Genomic DNA, 19540 nt, shown 5'->3' with positions numbered 1-19540 from the left:
AGGGCATCTTCGGATGCCCTTGTTGTTCTGTTGGGTTTTCAAGACGGAATTAGATGCCTGAGCCGTCGTTCTCGCCATTTTCCTCGTGCAAACCGCATTCGCGCTTGAGGCCGAAGAAGCGGGTCTGCTCCTCGCTCATGCCCGGCTCCCACTTGGCGGTGGTGTGGACATCGCCCACCGAGAGATAACCCTGCTCCCACAGCGGGTGGTAGGGGAGGTCGAACTCTTTGAAGTAGTAGAAGACATCCTTGTTGCTCCAGTCGATCACCGGCAGGAACTTGAAGCGGCCGCGCTGGATGCCCAGCACCGGCAGCTTGCCACGGCTGCCAGACTGCTCCCGGCGCAGGCCGGAGAACCAAGTCTGGGCCCCCAGCTCACGCAGGGCGCGGTCCATCGGCTCCACCTTGTTGAGCTGGTTGTAGCGGGTGATCCCCTCCACGCCCTGCTCCCACAAGAGGCCAAATCGCGCCTCCTGCCAGGCTGGGCTGAGCTCGGCCCGGTAGATCTTCAGGTTGAGCGCGAGGCGCTCGGTCAGCTCGTCGATGAAACGGTAGGTTTCGGGGAACAGATAACCGGTATCGGTCAGCACCACGGGCACGTCGGCCCGCTCGCGGCTTACCAGATGGAGCATCAGCGCCGCCTGAATGCCGAAACTGGATGAGAGCACATGCTCCCCCGGCAGATTGGCCAGGGCCCAGCGCACCCGCTCGGGGGCACTCATGGTATCCAGCTCCCGGTTGAGGGGCGCGAGTGCCTCGACTTGCTCCTCACGGCCGAGGGCCAGCAGCGCCTGCAGGTCAAGGCGGCCATCTTCAGTGACATTAAGCGGCTGATTAAGCGGCATAGAAGTCCCTCGCGGAGTCGATGACCGGGGCTATGATGCCGGCGCGAATGACGAAGTCACCGAAGCACTCGCCAGCGTGGCGATCTTTGGCCCAGCGGCCGATAAGCACGTCGAGTTCGGCCAAAATCTGCGGCTCGGTGATGTTCTCCTGATAGAGGCGCGGAATGCGGGTCCCCTCCAGATTGCCCCCCAGATGGAGGTTGTAGCGGCCGGGCGCCTTGCCCACCAGACCCACTTCCGCCAGCATGGCGCGGCCGCAGCCGTTGGGGCAGCCGGTGACCCGGAAGATGATGGCGTCATCCGCCAGCCCATGCTTGGTGAGCAAGCCCTCGATGTCGGTGACAAACGCTGGCAGCATGCGCTCCGCCTCGGCCATCGCCAGCGGGCAGGTGGGCAGGGCCACACAAGCCATGGACTGCTTGCGCTGCTCGCTCACGCCGTCATCCAGCAGGCCGTACTGGCGCGCCAGCCCCTCGATGCGGGCCTTCTCGCTGGCAGGTACCCCGGCGATGATCAGGTTCTGGTTGGCGGTCAGGCGAAAATCCCCCTGATGCACCTTGGCGATCTCCAGCATGCCGGTTTTGAGCGGCTTGCCCGGGAAGTCCAGCAGGCGGCCATTCTCGATAAACAGGGTGAGGTGGTGCTTGCCGTCGATCCCCTCGACCCAACCGAAGCGATCGCCCCGGCTGGTGAACTCATAGGGGCGAACCGGCCCGAACTGGATGCCGGCGCGGCTCTCCACCTCGGCCTTGAAGGCCTCGACACCGACGCGCTCGAGGGTGTACTTGGTCTTGGCGTTCTTGCGGTTGACCCGGTTGCCCCAGTCGCGCTGGGTGCTGACCACGGCGGCCGCCACCTCCAGCACGTGGGAGAGCGGAATAAAGCCAAAGTCGCTCGCCTTGCGCGGGTAGGTGCTGGTGTCGCCGTGGGTCATGGCGAGGCCCCCGCCCACCAGCACGTTGAAGCCAACCAGCTTGCCATGCTCGGCAATGGCCACGAAGTTGAGATCGTTGGCGTGGATATCCACGTCGTTGTGAGGCGGGATCACCACAGTGGTCTTGAACTTGCGCGGCAGGTAGTTGGAACCCAGGATCGGCTCTTCGTCACCCCCCAGCTTCTCGCCGTCCAGCCAGATCTCCACGTAGGCGTGGGTCTTGGGCAGCAGGTGCTCGGAGATCTTCTTGGCCCACTCGTAGGCCTCCTGATGCAGCTCGGACTCCACCGGGTTGCTGGTGCAGAGCACGTTGCGGTTTACATCGCCTGCGGTGGCGATGGAGTCGATGCCGGTGCTGTTGAGGGTCTGGTGCATCAGCTTGATGTCGCGCTTCAATACCCCGTGGAACTGGAAGGTCTGTCGGGTGGTAAGGCGGATGCTGCCGTACAGGCTGTGCTCTTCGGCGAACTTGTCGATGATTTGCCACTGGGCCGGGGTGATGATCCCACCCGGCAGGCGGGCACGCAGCATGACGTTGTGCAGCGGCTCCAGCTTCTGGGCGGCGCGCTCCGGGCGGATGTCGCGGTCATCCTGCTGGTACATGCCGTGAAAGCGGATCAGCTGGAAGTTGTCGCCGTTAAAGCCGCCGGTGAGCGGGTCCTGCAGATCTTGCTCTATGGTGCCGCGCAGGAAGTTGCTCTCGCGCTTGAGGCGCTCGTTGTCGGCCAGCGGCCCTTCGACCGGTCCCGCTTTTGGGTGAGAAAGAGGTTGTTTGCTCATCAATAGACATCCCTTTGATAACGTTTGGCACGACGCAATTCGCTCAAATACTCTTCTGCTTCCTCACGGCTCTTGTGGCCGTGTTCGGCAATCACTTCCAGCAGGGCCTCCTGCACATCCTTGGCCATCTGGTTGGCGTCACCACACACATAGAAGTGAGCACCTGCTTCCAGCCACTGATAGAGCTCAAGCCCGGCCTCGCGCAGGCGGTCCTGCACATAGATCTTGTTGGCCTGATCCCGGCTGAAGGCCAGGGAGATCTTCGACAGCAGCCCCGATTTCACATAACGCTGCCACTCCACCTGATAGAGGAAATCCTGGGTAAAGTGGGGGTTGCCGAAGAAGAGCCAGTTCTTGCCTTCCGCGCCCTGAGCTTCCCGCTCCTGCATAAAGGCGCGGAACGGGGCGATGCCGGTGCCTGGGCCCACCATGATGACGGGTGTGTCGGGATTGGCGGGCAGGCGGAAGTTGTCGTTGTGCTCCACGAATACCCGCACCTCGCCATCCTCAATCAGCCGATCCGCCAGATAGGAGGAGGCGGCGCCAGAGCGCACAGTGCCATCTTCCTGCGGGTAACGTACCACACCGACGGTCAGGTGCACCTCCTCTTCCACTTCGCTCTGGGCGGAGGCGATGGAGTAGAGGCGCGGGGTGAGGGGGCGCAGCAGGCCAACCAGCTGCTCGGCCGTGAGGGCGGTCGGGAAGCGTTTCAGCACATCCACCACCTGAGCGGAGGCCACCAGTGCATTGACCTGGGCCTTGTCACCGGCCAAGTCTTTCAGCGCCGCGTTGTCCGATATGTCAGCGAGTCCTGTGATAAAGCCGCCGTGCAGCCGGGTCAGTTCGAAGTGACTGGTCAGGGCGGCGCGCAAGGTGCCGTGGGCCGTGGCTTCATCACCAGAGAGGCCGGTCAGGGCCAGCACTTCGCCCACAAGTTCGGCGTCATTGTCGAACCAGACACCGAGGGCATCTCCCGGCTGATAGGTGAGGCCGGAGTCGGTCAGATTGATCTCGATATGGCGGATATCCTTGGTGGAATCCCGGCCGGTGATCTTCTGATTGACCGACAGGCGGGCAGGGAAGGGATTCTCCTTGCTGTACTGGCTGTGGCCAACCGCCTGCTGCACAGCGCTTGTCACGCTGCTGCTGGCCGTACCGGCGGAGAGGGTCGCGGCAATGGCATTGAGTGCCTGTTCGCTCCAGCTCTTGGCGGCATCCTGATAATCCACATCGAGGCTGGCGAGCTCATAAATGCGCTCGGCTCCAGCGCTGGCGAGGAAGTTGTCAAAATCTTTGCCGGTTTGGCAGAAAAATTCGTAGGAGCTGTCACCCAGCCCCAGCACCGCGAACTTGAGGCCGTCCAGCTTGCCGATCTTGCCTTTTTTAAGCTGCTCGAACAGGTCGACGGCGCTCTCCGGCGGTTCACCCTCCCCGTAAGTGCTCACTACCACCAGCAGGTGGCTCTCTTTCTTGAGCTGCTTGGGTTTGTAGTCGGCCATCGATGCGAGGGTGACCGGTAGACCGCGGGCCTCGGCCTGCGCTTTGATGGCACTGGCTACACCTTTGGCGTTGCCGGTCTGGGAGCCGTAGAGAATGGTCAGGCTGCCGCTGGGCGCCGCGACTTCTGCGCCGGCGGTCGCAACGGGCTGGACGCCCGCTTGGGAGAGGCCGTAGAGATATCCGCTCACCCAGGCCAGTTGCTGGGTATTGAGGGTCGAGAGTACCTGACCCAGCTGACGTTGCTGCTCGTCAGAGAGAGGGGAGAGGTTGAATGGGGAATCCTTCAATTGCATCACACGCGTCTTCCATGGTCTGATTTTTGGCCAGATTAAAGGGCGTGTTGTCTAACAACAAAGAATAAAAATATCTTCTTTATTCCATTATTGAATTTATAAAGTGATTTGGTGGTAAAGGAGATAGAAAAACGCCCCGCAGTCGCGGGGCGTTTTTATGGGCTATCACGCTCGGGATTGACCCAAGGGATTTAGCTGGCTTCTGTGGGCCTTACTTCTGCGGACGCAGGGCAGGGAACAGAATAACGTCACGGATGGTGTGGCTGTTGGTGAACAGCATGACCAGACGGTCGATACCGATACCCTGACCGGCCGTTGGCGGCAGGCCGTGTTCCAGTGCGGTGACGAAGTCTGCGTCGTAGAACATGGCTTCGTCGTCGCCAGCTTCTTTCTGATCAACCTGATCCTGGAAGCGCTTGGCCTGATCTTCTGCATCGTTCAGCTCGGAGAAGCCGTTGGCCAGCTCGCGGCCACCGATGAAGAATTCGAAGCGGTCGGTTACATCCGGGTTCACGTCGTTGCGGCGGGCCAGCGGAGATACGGCAGCCGGGTACTCGGTGATAAAGGTCGGTTGCAGCAGCATGTGCTCCACGGTCTCTTCGAAGATCGCGGTGATCACGTGGCCCAGCTCCCAACCCTTCATCAGCTCGATGTGCAGACGCTTGGCAACGGCCTTGGCGCTCTCGAGGGTAGCCAGATCGTCCAGGGTTACATCCGGGTTGAACTTCAGGATGGACTCAACCATGGTGAGGCGCTGGAACGGCTGACCGAAATCGATGGTCAGGCCCTCTTCGCCCTCTTTGGCGTAACGGATCTTGGTGTCGCCCAGAATGTCCTGCGCCAGGGTGCGCAGCAGCTCTTCGGTCAGGTCCATCAGATCGATGTAGTCGGCGTAGGCCATGTAGAACTCGATCATGGTGAACTCGGGGTTGTGACGAACCGAGATACCTTCGTTACGGAAGTTGCGGTTGATCTCGTAGACACGCTCGAAGCCACCGACCACCAGACGCTTCAGATAGAGCTCCGGAGCGATACGCAGGTACATGTCGATGTCCAGCGCATTGTGGTGAGTGACGAACGGACGCGCGGAGGCACCACCCGGGATGACTTGCATCATCGGGGTTTCCACTTCCATGAAGCGCTTTTCGTTGAAGAACTTGCGGATACCGGCAACCACCTGGGTGCGGATCATGAAGGTCTTGCGGGACTCTTCGTTGGCGATCAGATCCAGGTAGCGCTGGCGGCAGCGGGCTTCCTGGTCGGTCAGGCCTTTGTGCTTCTCGGGCAGCGGACGCAGTGCCTTGGTCAGCAGGCGGATATCGGAAACGTGAACGGAGAGCTCACCGGTCTGGGTCTTGAACAGGGTACCTTCGACACCCACGATGTCGCCCAGATCCCACTTCTTGAACTGCTCGTTGTAGAAACCTTCCGGCAGGTCGTCACGGGTGACGTAGACCTGGATCTTGCCGGCCATGTCCTGCAGGGTGGCGAAAGAAGCCTTGCCCATGATCCGGCGGGTCATGATGCGACCGGCAATCTTCACCCGTTTACCCAGGCTCGTCAGCTCCTCGGCGCTTTTGTCGTCGAACTCTGCGTGCAGATCGCCAGAGAGGCTGTCGCGACGGAAGTCGTTGGGGAAAGGATTACCCTGGGCGCGCAGGGCGGCCAGCTTGGAACGACGCTCGGTCATCTCGTTGTTGAGTTCGAGAGTTTGGTCGACTTCCGGAGTGATGGTTTGTTCAGACATGGTGATTCCTGCTTGTTTACAGACCTGATTTCAGGCTGGCTTCGATAAACTTGTCCAAGTCACCGTCGAGCACCGATTGGGTATTACGGGTTTCGACGCCGGTGCGCAGATCCTTGATACGGGAGTCATCCAGCACATAGGAACGGATCTGGCTGCCCCAACCGATATCAGACTTGGTCTCTTCCAGGGCTTGTTTCTCAGCGTTCTGCTTCTGAATTTCCAGCTCGTAGAGCTTGGCTTTCAGCTGCTTCATACACTGGTCTTTGTTTTTGTGCTGGGAACGGTCGTTCTGGCACTGTACCACGACACCGGTCGGAACGTGGGTAATACGTACCGCGGATTCGGTTCGGTTAACGTGCTGACCACCGGCACCGGAGGCACGGTAGACGTCGATCCGCAGATCCGCCGGGTTGATCTCGATATCGATATCGTCGTCGATCTCGGGGTAGACGAACACAGAACAGAAGGAGGTGTGACGGCGGCCACCGGAATCGAACGGAGACTTGCGAACCAGACGGTGTACGCCGGTTTCGGTACGCAGCCAGCCGAATGCATATTCGCCGGTGAACTTGATGGTGGCGGATTTGATACCAGCCACGTCGCCTTCGGAGCATTCAATCAGCTCGGGCTTGTAGCCGTGGGCATCGCCCCAGCGCAGGTACATGCGCAGCACCATGTTGGCCCAATCCTGCGCTTCGGTACCACCGGAGCCGGATTGAATATCGATATAGCAGTCGGAGCCGTCGTGCTGACCGGAGAACATGCGGCGGAACTCGAGGTCCACCAGCTTGGCTTCCAGTTGCTCGGATTCGGCGATGGCTTCGTTGAAGGTCTCTTCGTCTTCTCCTTCCACGGCCAGGCTCACCAGCATCTCGACGTCATCCACGCCCTGGGTCAGGGTGTCGATGGTGCCGACCACGTTTTCCAGCGCGACGCGCTCTTTGCCCAGCGCCTGTGCGCGCTCGGGTTCATTCCATACGTCCGGCTGTTCCAGCTCGGCGTTGACCTCTTCTAGACGCTCTTTCTTGGCGTCATAGTCAAAGGTACCCCCTAAGAAGCTCGGTCCGCTCAGACAGCTCCTTAAGTTTATTTAATACGGGATTAACTTCGAACATCGTGAAAACTCTCAGGGTCGATGTGATTTAAAAACGGGATATTCTAGCCAATTGTGGAAGGAATAAACAGGGTTGCCTTGGCTTGTGCGGCTCATGCCGTCAATTTCTGGTGCACTTTTCTCCACCTCGGTAGAAAATATCGCCCGCCGACCCATTTTCAGGTTCAGTTTTGGCCATTCGGGTCGCTAATGACTACGTGTAGTGTTGTGCAATTTAGGGAAAAACCCGCTCCTCACCTCAATAAGAAGAACACATGATGAAAAACCTGTCACTCAAGCAGAAGATACTGTTGTCAGTGGTGATCGCCCTTTCGCTGGTGATCTCGTTGCTCTCCTGGCAGAGCTATAGCAGCCAGAAGAGTCTGTTGCTGCAAGGCAGCCAGGAGCAGTTGCAGCGGTTGGGCACCCAGCAGGCCGAGCGTGTCAGCGACTGGCTCGCCGCCCGTCGCGACGTCATTCAGGCGCTTGGCAACAAGGCCGGTGTCGACCCCCTCAATGCCTTGCAACAGGCACAAGTTTCCGGCCGTTTCCAGCTCACCTATTTCGGTGAGAGCAGCGGCAAGATGAATGACTCCGATCCCTCCATCAACCGCGATGGCTACGACCCGCGCTCCCGTGGCTGGTATCAGGAAGCAATGGGCAAGGGCGGCCTGATTGTCACCAAGCCCTATCTCGACGTGGCTTACAACATCATGGTGGTGACCCTGGCCCAGCCGGTTTCTGGCGGGGTAGTCGGTGGTGACCTCTCCATCGCCTCGCTGGTGGAGGACGTCACCAAGATGAAGCTGCCGGCCGATGGTTTTGCCATCATGATGCACAAAGACGGCACCATCATCGCCTACAAGGATGCCGCCAAGGCGATGAAACCGGCCACCGAGATCGACAATGATCTGACCAACGCGCTGATCGAGCAGAGCAAGGCCAGCAACGGTCTGGTGGCGGCCTACTTCGACAACGAAGGACGTGACAAGCTGCTGTGGGCGGTCGATATCCCCGACACCGACTGGGAACTCGTGTTGGTGCTGGACAAGGCCGCGCTGGAAGCGCCGCTCTCCTCCCTGCTGATGACCCAGCTGGGCATGGCGCTGCTGGTGCTGGTGGGCAGTATCCTCGCTATCTCCTGGCTGGTCAGCATGCTGCTGGGCCCGCTCAGCAAGGTCTCCCAGGCACTGGCACGCATTGCCGATGGTAACGGCGATCTGACCCAGCGCATCAAGATCGATGCCAACGATGAAGTGGGTCAGCTGGCGAACAGCTTCAACCGCTTCGTCGGCAGCCAGCACCAGCTGATCGGTAATATCCGCCAGCTGGCCAACGAGCTGAACGCCGATGCCGAGCGCAGTCTGGTGACCAACCAGGCCGCGGTGGACGAGCTGCAGCGTCAGCAGCAGGAGGTGACCATGGTCGCCACTGCGGTCACCGAGATGGCGAGCGCCACCATGGAGATCGCCGGCAACGCCGAGAACACCGCCGCCGCTGCCCAGCAATCTGCCCAGAGCAGTGAGCAGGGCAAGATGCTGGTCAACAAGACCCGCCAGTCCATCAATGGTCTGGCTGAAGAGGTGGGGCAGGCGACCGAGGTGATCGGCGAGCTGAGCCGTCACGCGCAGGCGATCACCAGCATTCTCTCCACCATTCAGGGGATTGCCGAGCAGACCAACCTGCTGGCGTTGAACGCGGCCATCGAAGCGGCCCGTGCTGGTGAGCAGGGTCGTGGTTTTGCGGTGGTGGCTGACGAGGTGCGGGTGCTGTCTCGCCGTACTCAGGACTCCACCCAGCAGATCCAGTCCACCATCGAGACCCTGCAACAGACCACCGCCCGCGCGGTGAGCCTGATGCAGACCAGTCAGGGGCTGGCGGACAACAGCGTGCAGGATGCGGATCAGGCGGTGCGCGCACTGGAAGAGATCACCAGTGCCATCTCCCTCATCTCCGACATGGCGGGCCAGATCGCCACTGCCGCTGAGGAGCAGACCCAGGTGACCGGCGAGATCACCCAGAACACCACCGCCATCAAGGATGTGAGTGACGAGATCACCGCCGCCGCCATGCGCGATCTGGATCAGGCCCAGAGTCTCAAGGGACGGGCAGCTGACCTTAACCAGCAGGTGTCGACCTTTATCCTGTAAGGTGCAACTCTCGGCCTGTTCCGGCTGAGATAAAAAAGCCCCGCCCTCTGTCGAGTGCGGGGCTTTTTGTTGTTCGGGGAAGTGCGGGATATAGGGATTCCGGGTTGCTCGCGGGTCACCCTGGTGGCGGATACGAGCCCCGGCTCTGCCTGCGTCACCTGGCGAGTCGATAACAAACAAAGAGCCCACCGAAAGGTGGGCTCTGATCATATACGTCTGACGGAAAGGGAATTACAGGAATGGCATCGCCATAAACAGCTTGATCACCATGGCGTTGATGATGTCGATAAAGAAGGCGCCCACCATGGGCACCACCAGAAACGCCAGGTGGGAGGGACCGAAGCGCTGGGTGATGGCCTGCATGTTGGCGATGGCGGTCGGGGTGGCCCCGAGGCCAAAGCCGCAGTGACCTGCCGCCAGCACGGCTGCATCATAGTTGCTGCCCATGACCCGGAAGGTGACGAAGATGGCGTAGAGCGCCATTGCCACGGTCTGGGCGGCCAGCAGAATGAAGATGGGCAGGGCCAGGCTGGCCAGATCCCACAATTTCAGGCTCATCAGTGCCATGGCGAGGAACAGCGACAGGCTGACGTTGCCCAGCAGGGAGACCTCGCGATCGCTCACCTCATGCCAGTTCAGCAGGGTCAGGACGTTGCGCAGCAGCACGCCGACAAACAGCACGCAGACAAAGATCGGCAGCTCGAAGGCGCCCCCTTTGAGAGAGGCTGAGAGCAGCTCGCCACCCTTGAGGCTGATGGCTATCAATGCCAGCGTTTCGATAACGCTGAAAGTGGTGAGGGGGCGCTCCATATCTGGCATTTCGAAGCCCTGGGGGGCCTCATCCTGATTGTGCTCCTCACCGGGCACCTGCACTTTCTTCACCAGATAGCGAGCCACCGGGCCACCGATCAGGCCGCCCAGCACCAGACCGAAGGTGGCGCAGGCGATGGCGAGTTCGGCAGCGGATTGCACGCCGTATTTCTCGGAGAAGGTGGCACTCCAGGCCGCCCCGGTGCCGTGGCCGCCGGAGAGAGTGATGGAGCCGGCCAGCAGCCCCATATGGGGATCCAGACCGAGCAGGGTCGCCAGACCGACACCCAGACTGTTCTGCACCAGCAGCAGGCCGGTGACCACCATCAGGAAGGTAACCACCGCCTTGCCGCCGCGTTTCAGGCTGGCGAGATCGGCGGAGAGACCGATGGAGGCGAAGAAGGCCAGCATCAGCGGGGTTTGCAGGCTGGTATCAAATTGCAGCTCCATCTGCAGGGTGGAGCGCAGCAGCAGCAGTACCAGCGCGACCACCAGGCCGCCGGCTACCGGTTTGGGGATGTTGAAGGTACGCAGCAGCCCGACTCGGGTAACCAACACCCGGCCAAGCAGCAATACCAGAGTGGCAGCGACCAGCGTTGCGTAGGAATCAAGTTGTAACATTCAGTACTCCCATGTTGATTGGCTGTGTCTTTCATAGCAAAAGACTTACAGATTCAGCCGGGATGAAAACAGTGTGGCTCATGCGCCAACAAAGAAGGGGAAACATCTCCCCGCCCCAGGAAAGATGGGGCTTGTGCGGGCCTGAAATGCTCAGGCATCCAGATGAGATTTTAGTAAAATCCGGCGGATTGTAGCAAAAAGCATCGTTTAATTCCATCTTTGTCGTATTAATGCTCGTTTTAGTGGTTTATTGTGACATTTAGCACTATGTAGGTAGAGGGCAGAAAAGCCGAAAAGGGTGCATGGAACGGCTGTCATTTGGGGCGCCAGTCTCTATAATTCGCCGGTTTCCGCTGCACGCAGAGGCGCTGGCGGGCGTTGACATTGTGGTTCACCCCGACATGGTTCATGTTCCGGCGGTGTTCACTTCATCAAGAGGAGAGGGTGTGAAGAAGTCTATCTACATTGCCTACACAGGCGGCACCATTGGGATGCAGCGTTCCGATCACGGCTACGTGCCGATGGCGGGCTTTATGGAAGACTGTCTGGCGCGGATGCCCGAGTTCCACCGCCCCGAGATGCCGGATTACCATATCCACGAATATGCGCCCCTCATCGACTCCTCCGACATGACCCCGGCGGATTGGCAGCGCATCGCCGAGGATATTCGCGACAACTACGAGAAATACGATGGTTTCGTGATCCTGCACGGCACCGACACCATGTCGTTCACCGCCTCGGCGCTCTCCTTCATGCTGGAAGATCTGCACAAGCCGGTCATCATCACCGGCTCCCAGATCCCGTTGGCCGAGTTGCGCTCCGACGGTCAGCAGAATCTGCTCAACGCCCTCTATATCGCGGCCAACTACCCGATCCACGAGGTGACGCTGTTCTTCAACAACCAGCTCTATCGCGGCAACCGCAGCAAGAAGGTGCATGCAGACGGCTTCCACGCCTTCGACTCCCCCAACTATCCGCCGCTGCTCAATGCCGGGATCGCCATCTCGCTGGAGGCGGGCGAGCTGGGCGTGCCCTCCGAGCGGCCGCTGGTGCTGCACGACATCACCCCCCAGCCCATCGGCGTGGTGACCCTCTATCCGGGGATCTCCAGCGAGGTGATCGCCAACATCCTGCAACAGCCGGTGAAGGCGCTGATCCTGCTGTCATTCGGGGTCGGCAATGCGCCGCAAAACCCGGCCATGCTGGCGCTGCTCTCCGAGGCTTCGGCCCGCGGCGTCATCATCGTCAACCTGAGCCAGTGCCTGCACGGCAAGGTCAATATGGGGGGCTATGCCACCGGCAACGCCCTGTCGCGGGCTGGGGTGATCTCGGGCTTTGACATGACCGCTGAAGCTGCACTCACCAAGCTGCACTTCCTGCTGAGCCAAGACTTGCCATCCCACCGCATTCGCGAGCTGATGCAGCAGTCCCTGCGCGGGGAGCTGACTCCCTAAGCGATGCGGCCCTCACCCTAACCCTCTCCCGGCGGGAGAGGGGATAGCTCGAGGTGCGGTTGGCCGCAAGGCTTGCCATGAAGAGCGTTGGCAGGTGGCCCGTTCACTGTTCGCAGGTGCGAGCCTGCTCCCTTCTCCCCCTGGCGGGAGAAGGGTTGGGGATGAGGGGGATGAGGGGGATGAGTCACCCGGCATCGATAGGAAAAAAGAGGGGAGCCATCATGGCTCCCCTCTCTGTTGTGGCCGCCACGAGCGGCCTGCCGGGTCAGGCTCAGTGGTTGAGGTCGACCCGCACTATCTCTTCCTCATCGCGATACTGACGCTTGAGCTCGCTCTTGCTCTTCATCACAATCTCGCCGTCACGGCCGATGTTCATATGCTCCGGGTTGTCGAGATGCATCGCCTGCCAGGCCATCACGGCTTGCAGGGAGGTGGCCTTCTGCTCGTCGGTCAGGGGCTTGCCATCGGGCCACTTGCCCAGCTCGACTGCGGTCTTGAGCCGCTCGTACACCTCTGCGGGCATCTGCCTGATTGCTTGCAAAAACTCACCCTGTTGAAACGACATCCGGCCTCTCCTTGAACTATTGAGCCATAAACTGCGGGATATGACGGGTCATGCAGGTAGACTCTATCGGTCTATGCAGGCAGATCCTGGCGGACTACGCCAGCCATCTGCTCCATCACCCGCACTACCTGACAACTGTACCCGAACTCGTTGTCATACCATACGTAGAGCACACAGTGATCCCCCTCGGCGATGGTCGCCTGGGAGTCGACGATGCCCGCATAGCGGGAACCCACCATGTCGGAGGAGACCAGTTCGGTGCTGGCGCTGAAGTCGATCTGGCGATGGAGCTCCGAGCTTAGCGCAATCTGCTGCAGATAGGCGTTGAGGCTCTCCCGATCGGTGGCCTGCTCCAGCGACAGGTTGATGATGGCCAGCGAGACATTGGGTGTGGGCACCCGGATGGCGTTGCCGGTCAGCTTGCCCTTGAGTTCCGGCAGCGCCTTGGTCACCGCCTTGGCGGCGCCGGTGCTGGTCATCACCATATTGAGGGCCGCGCTGCGACCGCGCCGCTCCCCCTTGTGATAGTTGTCGATGAGGTTCTGATCGTTGGTGTAGGAGTGGACCGTCTCCACGTGGCCGTGGCGGATGCCGTACTGCTCCTGCATCACCTTGAGCACCGGGGTGATGGCGTTGGTGGTGCAGGAGGCGGCGGAGATGATCTTGTCATCCGGGCCTATCACCTCATGGTTGACCCCGAACACCACGTTCTTCATCTCCCCCTTGCCGGGGGCGGTCAGCAGCACCTTGCCAGCACCGCGCGCTTTCAGGTGCTCGGAGAGGCCAGCCTCATCGCGCCAGACCCCGGTGTTGTCGACGATCAGCGCATCGTGAATGCCGTAAGCTGTGTAGTCGATGTCAGCCGGGCTATTGGCGTAGATCACCTGAATGAAGGTGCCGTTGGCGATGATGGCGCTGCGCTCCACATCCACCTCGATGGAGCCATTGAAGGGACCGTGTACCGAGTCGCGGCGCAGCAGGCTGGCGCGTTTTTCCAGATCCCCGTCGCGACCACCGCGTACCACGATGGCGCGCAGGCGCAGCGGATTGGCGGCGCCGGTACGCTCGATCAGCAGGCGGGCCAGCAGGCGGCCGATACGGCCAAAGCCGTAGAGCACCACGTCGGTCGGCTGCGGCATCTGGTTGCGGCCAAGGGCCGGTGCCAGTCGCGCTTGCAGATAGTCCTCGATCCCCGCCTCATCCTGATGATCCTGCCAGTAGCCGACTGCCAGCTTGCCAAGGTCTACCTCGGCAGCGGTGGGTTTGAGGGCAACGATGGCCTGAAGCAGGGGGAAGCTTTGCTGGATGGGGAGGGGAGCGCCCTGGTGGCGGCGGACGACCCGGTGGGCCTTGAGGATATCGATGGTGGAGGCGTTTTGCAGTGGGCGGCCGTAGAGGGTGATCTCGACCCCTTGTTGTCGGTAGAGGCGACCAATCAAGGGTTGCATGGCTTCGGCGAGCTCCTGGCTCTCCTGCCACGCTTGCAAGTAGTGCTCGTGGGTCATTGACCAGATCCTTTATTTCACGTTGTTGGTGTAAATAGAAAATTCGTCGAATGCAGATCAGTGTAGGGGTCTATATTTCGTTATATTATTCTGCAATCGCGGCCTTATATGGCGCGCGCATTGTAATGGATATGTAACCGGTTTGCTAGCCGGTGGTGGCCGACAGAGGCTTCAGTTGTTACCAACCCGCGTTACCAACAAGATGTGAATCATGGCCAATTTCCCCCTGCGACAGACCTTCATCATGCTTTCAGTCGGCCTTGCCGTAGCTGGCTGCAATGACGATCGGATCCACAATATCTGCAGCAACCATGCCGAGCTCTGTCAGGATCTGGTGGACGATGGCTGGTGTCGCTACGAGCGTACCGATGTGATCCGCAGCCGCTTCTATCTCAAGGAGGAGGGAACGGATCGGCGCAAGTACGAGCTGATGCGCAACCTTGAGCGCTATCTTAAGTGTGCCGAGCGCTCTACCAACATCGAGTATAAGAATGCCCGCGAGCAGAAGAGCCCACGGGTGGAGGGGATGCTGGCGGCTGGCGAACAGTTGGCCCAGCTCGATGTGGCCACCCGCAACTCGCAGGATCCCTACTTGCTGCTCTGGCACTGGACCAACAACACCAACGAGCTGGCCCGTCAGCAGTTTATGGCGCTGGAAGGTAACAAGGTGCTCGACGAACCGGAACTTCAGCTGGCCCTTGGCGGAGCCTACGCCAAGAGCGATCCCGAGAAAGCTATTTCCATCATGCATCACGGCCTCTCCCTCTATCGGGAAGGTGACAAGATAAACAGCCGCCTGCTCACCTCCCTCAGCACCCTCTATATGGGCCAGAAGCAGTACGGGCTGGCCTATCTGTGGGGCAAGGTGAGTGAGTCTTTTCAGGATGCGCCAGAGGTCTCTGCCAGGCGTTTTGGTATTTATCACACCCTGAGCAAAACAGATCAGGATGCCTACGACGTGCGAGCGGCTGAAATAGTCGATCAACTGAAACATGGCAGCTATCGGCACTGAGGCTCTGATGATTGCACTATCCCCGGCCAGCTGCTGGCCCGCACCTTTTTCCCTCTCGTTTGTCCATGGCGAGGTGATCACCGATGGCCATACCCTGGAACGCCTTACGGTACGTGCCGTAGTACTCCGTGGCGACGAGTTGCTGCTGGTCCACTCCCGGGTCAACGGTGATCTGATGTTTCCTGGCGGCGGCGTTGAAGCGGGGGAAAACCACCATGTGGCGCTGGCCCGCGAGCTGAAGGAGGAGTGCGGTGCCGAGTTGCTGGAAGTAGGGACCCTGCTTGGCGAGACCCGGGAATACCGCGCCGCCCGCGAGCCGGGGTTCGATGCCTACTGCATCCGCTCGCTGTACTACTTGTGCCGGATTGGTGATCAACTGGTGGAGCCACAGCCACAGCCCTACGAGATCCGCCTTGGCTTCGTGCCCGGCTGGTTTGGCCTCGACGAAGCGCTGCAGACCAACAAGACCCAGCTGGCGGGGCCCTGTCCCCAGTGGACGGCGCGAGAGACCCGGGTGTTGGCCCAGTTGCAACGCTGGCATCAGCAGGGGGTCTTCGACCACGGCTGATGAGTAGATCAAGCTGCAACGGTCAGTGACACCAACAGAAAGAGCGCCAATAGGCGCTCTTTTTCATTGCGAGGGTGGCGGTTACTGGCCGCTCTATCGTGCGAGGTTACTTGACCTCTTCGCCCTTGGCTTGCAGATCCGCGTGATAGGAGGAGCGCACGAAAGGACCGCAGGCGGCGTGGGTAAAGCCCAGCTCCATGGCGACATCTTTCAGCTCGTCAAACTCTGCTGGCGGCACGTAGCGCTTGACCGGCAGGTGGTGGCGGCTTGGCTGCAGATACTGACCCAGGGTCAGCATGTTGACGCCGTGAGCGCGTAGATCCTTGAGCACCTCGACGATCTCTTCGTTGGTCTCGCCAAGGCCCATCATCAGACCGGACTTGGTCGGTACATGGGGGTGCATCTCCTTGATACGGCGCAGCAGCTCCAGCGACCACTTGTAGTCGGCACCCGGGCGAGCGACGCGATACATGCGCGGCGCAGTTTCCAGGTTGTGGTTGAATACGTCCGGCGGCGTTTCGCGGAACACCTCAAGGGCCTGCTCCATCCGGCCACGGAAGTCCGGGGTCAGGATCTCGATGCGGGTCTGCGGGCTGTGCTCGCGGATCTCGCGGATGCAGTCGGCGAAGTGCTGGGCACCGCCGTCGCGCAGATCGTCGCGGTCCACCGAGGTGATCACCACATACTTGAGGTTCATCTCCTTGATGGTGAGCGCCAGCTTCTTCGGTTCTTCCGGATCGAGTGCCAGCGGGCGGCCGTGGGCCACGTCGCAGAAGGGGCAGCGACGGGTGCAGATCGCGCCCATGATCATGAAGGTGGCCGTGCCGTGGTTGAAACACTCCGCCAGGTTGGGGCAGGAAGCCTCTTCACAGACCGAGTGCAGCTTGTTCTTGCGCAAGGTGCTCTTGATGTGTTCGATCTTCTGGCTGGAAGGGGGGAGTTTGATCCGCATCCAGTCCGGCTTGCGAAGGATTTCTTCGTTGGGATCCGGCATGAATTTCACCGGGATCAGGGCCATCTTGTCGCCATCGCGCAGCTTGACGCCCGGCTCCATACGAACGGGTTTGCTCATGATTCACTCTCGGTGTTTGTTATTGTCTGATAGCCAATCAGGCTGGCCAGTTCGGCCACCAGAATGGATTGCGCCTCGGCCACGCTCTGCGGGCCGCCCAGGGCGCTGGTCTGGGTCATGGCCATGCCCGCATAGCCGCACGGATTGATGTGCAGGAAGGGGGTCATGTCCATGTTGATGTTGAGGGCCAGCCCGTGGAACGAGCAACCCTTGCGGATGCGCAGTCCCAGCGAGGCAAGTTTGGCCTCCATGCCAAGGTCATTTTTCACATAGACCCCGGGGGCATCTGCCTTGGCATAGGCCTGGATATTGCTTTTGGCCAGGGTGTTGATGATGGCTGTTTCCAGCGCGGTCACCAGCTCGCGCACCGAGAATTTGCAGCGGCGGACATCCACCAGGACGTAGAGCACCAGCTGGCCCGGGCCGTGATAGGTCACCTGACCGCCGCGATCGCTCTGCACCACCGGGATATTGCCCGGATTGAGCAGGTGTTCGGCCTTGCCGGCCTGGCCCTGGGTGTAGACGGGGTCATGTTCGACCACCCAGAACTCGTCCGGGGTGTCGCTGGTGCGGTTGTCGGTGAAGGCTTTCATGGCGTCCCATACCGGCTGGTAGGGGCGGCGACCCAGCTGCCTGACTATCAGGCTGTGCTGAGCGGGGATCTGGGATGACATGGTGTCCTCGTGGCGTGCTGCGGCCAAAAACAGTCGCCCCGCAGAACGGGGCGAGAGAGAAATTACAGTACGTATTTCACCAGCTCGATCTTGCCAAGCGCAGTGTACATCGCTTCGATGTGCTCTTTGCTCTGGGCAGTCACGGTCACGCGAACCGAGTGATAGTTGCCCTTGGAGCTGGGCTGGACGGTCGGGCTGTAGGTGCCCGGAGCATGCTGCTGCAGCACTTCAACCACCATATCCGGCAACGCAGGATCCGCGATGCCGAGTACCTTGAACGGGAATTTGCAGGGAAACTCCAGCAGTTCATCAAACTTGGTATTCATTTACTCACCTTTTTCGTCATCAGCATGATGACTTCATCTTGGATGGCTAGTGGCCGATGGCCCTTGGAGGCCGCCATTTCAAGTCTGTATGGGTGCGGCTAAACCCTATATGGGCGCCGCACACTCCGGGATCAAGGCCGGGAGCGGTCAGACAAGGATGGAAGTGCTGCTTTTTACCACAAATCAGGGTAAGGCGGAACCTGCAGTTTACAGGGTTATTCACTGCCATTGTCCGGCGCAGACAGCAGCGGCGCCTGTTGGCGCCGCTGTTTGGTGAGGATTGTGCGTCGGATTACTTGAACCAGCTGGTGACCAGCAGTACCAGGTAGTCCCACAGACGGCTCATTAAGCCACCTTCCTGCACCTCTTCCAGAGCGACCAGCGGTACCTGCTTGATCTCTTTGTCACCCTGCTTCAGGAACACGGTACCAACGCGTTGACCCTTGGCCAACGGGGCTTTCAGCTCGCTGTCGAGCTGGAAGTCTGCCTTGAGGTTGTTGCCCTGACCGCGGGTGACCAGCACGGAGACATCCTTGTCGACGCCCAGTTTCACTTCAGATTTGTCGCCCATCCAGATCTTCTGGGTGACCAGCTCGGTGCCTGCCTTGTACGGAGTCAGGCTCTGGAAGAAGCGGAAGCCGTAGGTGAGCAGTTTCTTGCTCTCGGCGGCGCGGGAGGCTTCGCTGCTGGCGCCCAGTACCACGGCGATCAGGCGCATGCCTTCGTTGTTGGTGGCAGAGGAGACCAGGTTATAGCCGACCTGGCTGACGTGGCCGGTCTTGATGCCATCCACTTGCAGGGATTGATCCCACAGCAGGCGGTTGCGGTTGTGCTGGGTGATACCGTTGAAGACGAAGGATTTCTGGGAGTAGATCTTGTACTCCTCCGGCTGATCATGGATCAGTGCCTGACCCAGGCGGGCCATATCACGGGCTGTACTGTAGTGACCCTCTTCATCCAGACCGTGGGGGTTCTTGAACTGGGTGTCCTTCATGCCGAGCTTGGCGGCCCAGGCATTCATCAGGCTGGCGAAGGAGTCGGTACTGCCGGCCAGATGTTCGGCCATGGCGACGCAGGCATCGTTGCCGGACTGGATGATGATGCCCTTGTTCAGGTCATCGACAGAGACCTGCTTGCCCACCTCGATAAACATCTTGGAGGAGTCTGAGTAGTTCTTGGACCAGGCGTTCTGGCTGATGGTCACCATGTCGGTGCCCTTGATGTTCCCCTTGTGCAGCTCGTCGCCAACGATGTAGGAGGTCATCATCTTGGTCAGGCTGGCAGGGGGCAGACGCTCGTCGGCGTTCTGCTCGGCCAGCACCTGACCGGAGTAGTAGTCGATCAGGATATGGGCCTTGGCGGAGATCTCCGGCGCGGCGGGAACCACCACTGGGTTGGCGTTCGGCGTGGGTGTCGGCACCGGCGTATTGGCCTGAGCGGTTACGCTGATCAGTGAGGCCAGAAGAACTGAACGGGCAAATTTGGACATCTTGAAATTCCTGCGAGCCAGATGGGGATAAAATGCGGGCCTAACTATACCAGATGCGCCCGCAGGTTATAGTCCGACATGGCGATCATGACTGGTTTTTTAT

General features: G+C 60.2%; 16 protein-coding genes. 4 read left to right on the top strand and 12 right to left on the bottom strand.

The window, feature by feature from the left end:
* Positions 1-49 precede the first annotated feature (49 nt).
* The 5 genes from G5287_RS00820 to prfB form a co-directional block, all read right to left on the bottom strand.
* Positions 50-844, bottom strand: coding sequence for a phosphoadenylyl-sulfate reductase (locus G5287_RS00820; protein WP_115521878.1), 795 nt, complete (start codon positions 842-844; stop codon positions 50-52).
* Complete coding sequence (gene cysI / locus G5287_RS00815) at positions 834-2558, bottom strand: assimilatory sulfite reductase (NADPH) hemoprotein subunit (RefSeq protein ID WP_421172127.1); 1725 nt, start codon at positions 2556-2558, stop codon at positions 834-836. The genes G5287_RS00820 and cysI overlap by 11 nt, the downstream gene beginning before the upstream one ends.
* A complete protein-coding gene (locus G5287_RS00810; RefSeq protein WP_421230634.1) occupies positions 2558-4351 on the bottom strand; it encodes an assimilatory sulfite reductase (NADPH) flavoprotein subunit in 1794 nt (597 codons plus the stop codon). Before G5287_RS00810 ends, cysI begins: the two co-directional genes overlap by 1 nt.
* 211 nt (positions 4352-4562) lie before the next feature.
* Positions 4563-6098: a lysine--tRNA ligase gene (gene lysS, locus G5287_RS00805; protein WP_005335201.1), complete on the bottom strand. Its 1536-nt coding sequence runs from the start codon at positions 6096-6098 to the stop codon at positions 4563-4565.
* A gap of 16 nt (positions 6099-6114) precedes the next feature.
* Positions 6115-7213, bottom strand: a protein-coding gene (prfB, locus tag G5287_RS00800; protein ID WP_100645262.1) for a peptide chain release factor 2 whose coding sequence is annotated in 2 segments (ribosomal slippage) — positions 6115-7137 and positions 7139-7213 — 1098 coding nt in all. Because the reading frame shifts where the segments join, the coding sequence is not laid out codon by codon here.
* A gap of 256 nt (positions 7214-7469) precedes the next feature.
* On the opposite strand from prfB, the gene G5287_RS00795 reads away from it, so the two are divergent.
* Positions 7470-9341 (top strand): methyl-accepting chemotaxis protein, encoded by a 1872-nt coding sequence (locus G5287_RS00795; protein WP_201946356.1) that lies wholly within the window; start codon positions 7470-7472, stop codon positions 9339-9341.
* A 231-nt stretch (positions 9342-9572) separates the two neighbouring features.
* On the opposite strand, the gene gltS is transcribed toward G5287_RS00795, so the two are convergent.
* Positions 9573-10772 carry a sodium/glutamate symporter gene (gene gltS / locus G5287_RS00790; protein ID WP_108614086.1) on the bottom strand — a complete coding sequence of 400 codons (1200 nt, stop codon included), beginning with the start codon at positions 10770-10772 and terminating at the stop codon, positions 9573-9575.
* 446 nt (positions 10773-11218) lie between these two features.
* Here gltS and ansA point away from each other — a divergent pair, with 446 nt between their 5' ends.
* On the top strand, positions 11219-12226 hold the full coding sequence (gene ansA / locus G5287_RS00785) for an asparaginase (RefSeq protein WP_005335195.1): 1008 nt from the start codon (positions 11219-11221) through the stop codon (positions 12224-12226).
* 271 nt (positions 12227-12497) lie between these two features.
* Here the strand turns inward: ansA and G5287_RS00780 are convergent, their stop codons facing one another.
* Complete coding sequence (locus G5287_RS00780) at positions 12498-12791, bottom strand: YeaC family protein (protein ID WP_011707127.1); 294 nt, start codon at positions 12789-12791, stop codon at positions 12498-12500.
* Between the two features lie 71 nt (positions 12792-12862).
* A complete protein-coding gene (locus G5287_RS00775; protein ID WP_227342059.1) occupies positions 12863-14296 on the bottom strand; it encodes a glyceraldehyde-3-phosphate dehydrogenase in 1434 nt (477 codons plus the stop codon).
* Positions 14297-14507: 211 nt separating this feature from the next.
* On the opposite strand from G5287_RS00775, the gene G5287_RS00770 reads away from it, so the two are divergent.
* Both G5287_RS00770 and G5287_RS00765 read left to right on the top strand, forming a co-directional pair.
* Positions 14508-15308 (top strand): DUF2989 domain-containing protein, encoded by an 801-nt coding sequence (locus G5287_RS00770; protein ID WP_227342060.1) that lies wholly within the window; start codon positions 14508-14510, stop codon positions 15306-15308.
* A 7-nt stretch (positions 15309-15315) separates the two neighbouring features.
* Positions 15316-15876, top strand: coding sequence for an NUDIX domain-containing protein (locus G5287_RS00765; RefSeq protein ID WP_227342061.1), 561 nt, complete (start codon positions 15316-15318; stop codon positions 15874-15876).
* A gap of 106 nt (positions 15877-15982) precedes the next feature.
* Here G5287_RS00765 and lipA read toward each other — a convergent pair whose 3' ends face one another.
* From lipA to G5287_RS00745, 4 genes are all read right to left on the bottom strand, one after another.
* Positions 15983-16948 (bottom strand): lipoyl synthase, encoded by a 966-nt coding sequence (gene lipA, locus G5287_RS00760; RefSeq protein ID WP_139740976.1) that lies wholly within the window; start codon positions 16946-16948, stop codon positions 15983-15985.
* A complete protein-coding gene (gene lipB / locus G5287_RS00755; protein ID WP_216953013.1) occupies positions 16945-17622 on the bottom strand; it encodes a lipoyl(octanoyl) transferase LipB in 678 nt (225 codons plus the stop codon). Before lipB ends, lipA begins: the two co-directional genes overlap by 4 nt.
* 62 nt (positions 17623-17684) lie before the next feature.
* The gene (ybeD, locus tag G5287_RS00750) at positions 17685-17948 is read right to left on the bottom strand and encodes a DUF493 family protein YbeD (protein ID WP_005348100.1); all 264 of its coding nucleotides are present in this window, start codon (positions 17946-17948) and stop codon (positions 17685-17687) included.
* A gap of 292 nt (positions 17949-18240) precedes the next feature.
* On the bottom strand, positions 18241-19437 hold the full coding sequence (locus G5287_RS00745; protein ID WP_216953014.1) for a D-alanyl-D-alanine carboxypeptidase family protein: 1197 nt from the start codon (positions 19435-19437) through the stop codon (positions 18241-18243).
* Between the last annotated feature and the right edge of the window lie 103 nt (positions 19438-19540).

It is taken from the genome of Aeromonas sp. 603079, from assembly GCF_049172135.1.
Lineage (GTDB): Bacteria > Pseudomonadota > Gammaproteobacteria > Enterobacterales > Aeromonadaceae > Aeromonas > Aeromonas veronii.
Note: the sequence above shows the minus strand (reverse complement) of the source record. Positions and strands in the feature narration are given on the sequence as shown.

Coding starts and splice junctions, on each gene's coding strand:
- G5287_RS00820 (WP_115521878.1), bottom strand. CDS start 844: ATGCCGCTTAATCAGCCGCTTAATGTCACTGAAGATGGCCGCCTTGAC.
- cysI (WP_421172127.1), bottom strand. CDS start 2,558: ATGAGCAAACAACCTCTTTCTCACCCAAAAGCGGGACCGGTCGAAGGG.
- G5287_RS00810 (WP_421230634.1), bottom strand. CDS start 4,351: ATGCAATTGAAGGATTCCCCATTCAACCTCTCCCCTCTCTCTGACGAG.
- lysS (WP_005335201.1), bottom strand. CDS start 6,098: ATGTCTGAACAAACCATCACTCCGGAAGTCGACCAAACTCTCGAACTC.
- G5287_RS00795 (WP_201946356.1), top strand. CDS start 7,470: ATGAAAAACCTGTCACTCAAGCAGAAGATACTGTTGTCAGTGGTGATC.
- gltS (WP_108614086.1), bottom strand. CDS start 10,772: ATGTTACAACTTGATTCCTACGCAACGCTGGTCGCTGCCACTCTGGTA.
- G5287_RS00780 (WP_011707127.1), bottom strand. CDS start 12,791: ATGTCGTTTCAACAGGGTGAGTTTTTGCAAGCAATCAGGCAGATGCCC.
- G5287_RS00775 (WP_227342059.1), bottom strand. CDS start 14,296: ATGACCCACGAGCACTACTTGCAAGCGTGGCAGGAGAGCCAGGAGCTC.
- G5287_RS00770 (WP_227342060.1), top strand. CDS start 14,508: ATGGCCAATTTCCCCCTGCGACAGACCTTCATCATGCTTTCAGTCGGC.
- G5287_RS00765 (WP_227342061.1), top strand. CDS start 15,316: ATGATTGCACTATCCCCGGCCAGCTGCTGGCCCGCACCTTTTTCCCTC.
- lipA (WP_139740976.1), bottom strand. CDS start 16,948: ATGAGCAAACCCGTTCGTATGGAGCCGGGCGTCAAGCTGCGCGATGGC.
- lipB (WP_216953013.1), bottom strand. CDS start 17,622: ATGTCATCCCAGATCCCCGCTCAGCACAGCCTGATAGTCAGGCAGCTG.
- ybeD (WP_005348100.1), bottom strand. CDS start 17,948: ATGAATACCAAGTTTGATGAACTGCTGGAGTTTCCCTGCAAATTCCCG.
- G5287_RS00745 (WP_216953014.1), bottom strand. CDS start 19,437: ATGTCCAAATTTGCCCGTTCAGTTCTTCTGGCCTCACTGATCAGCGTA.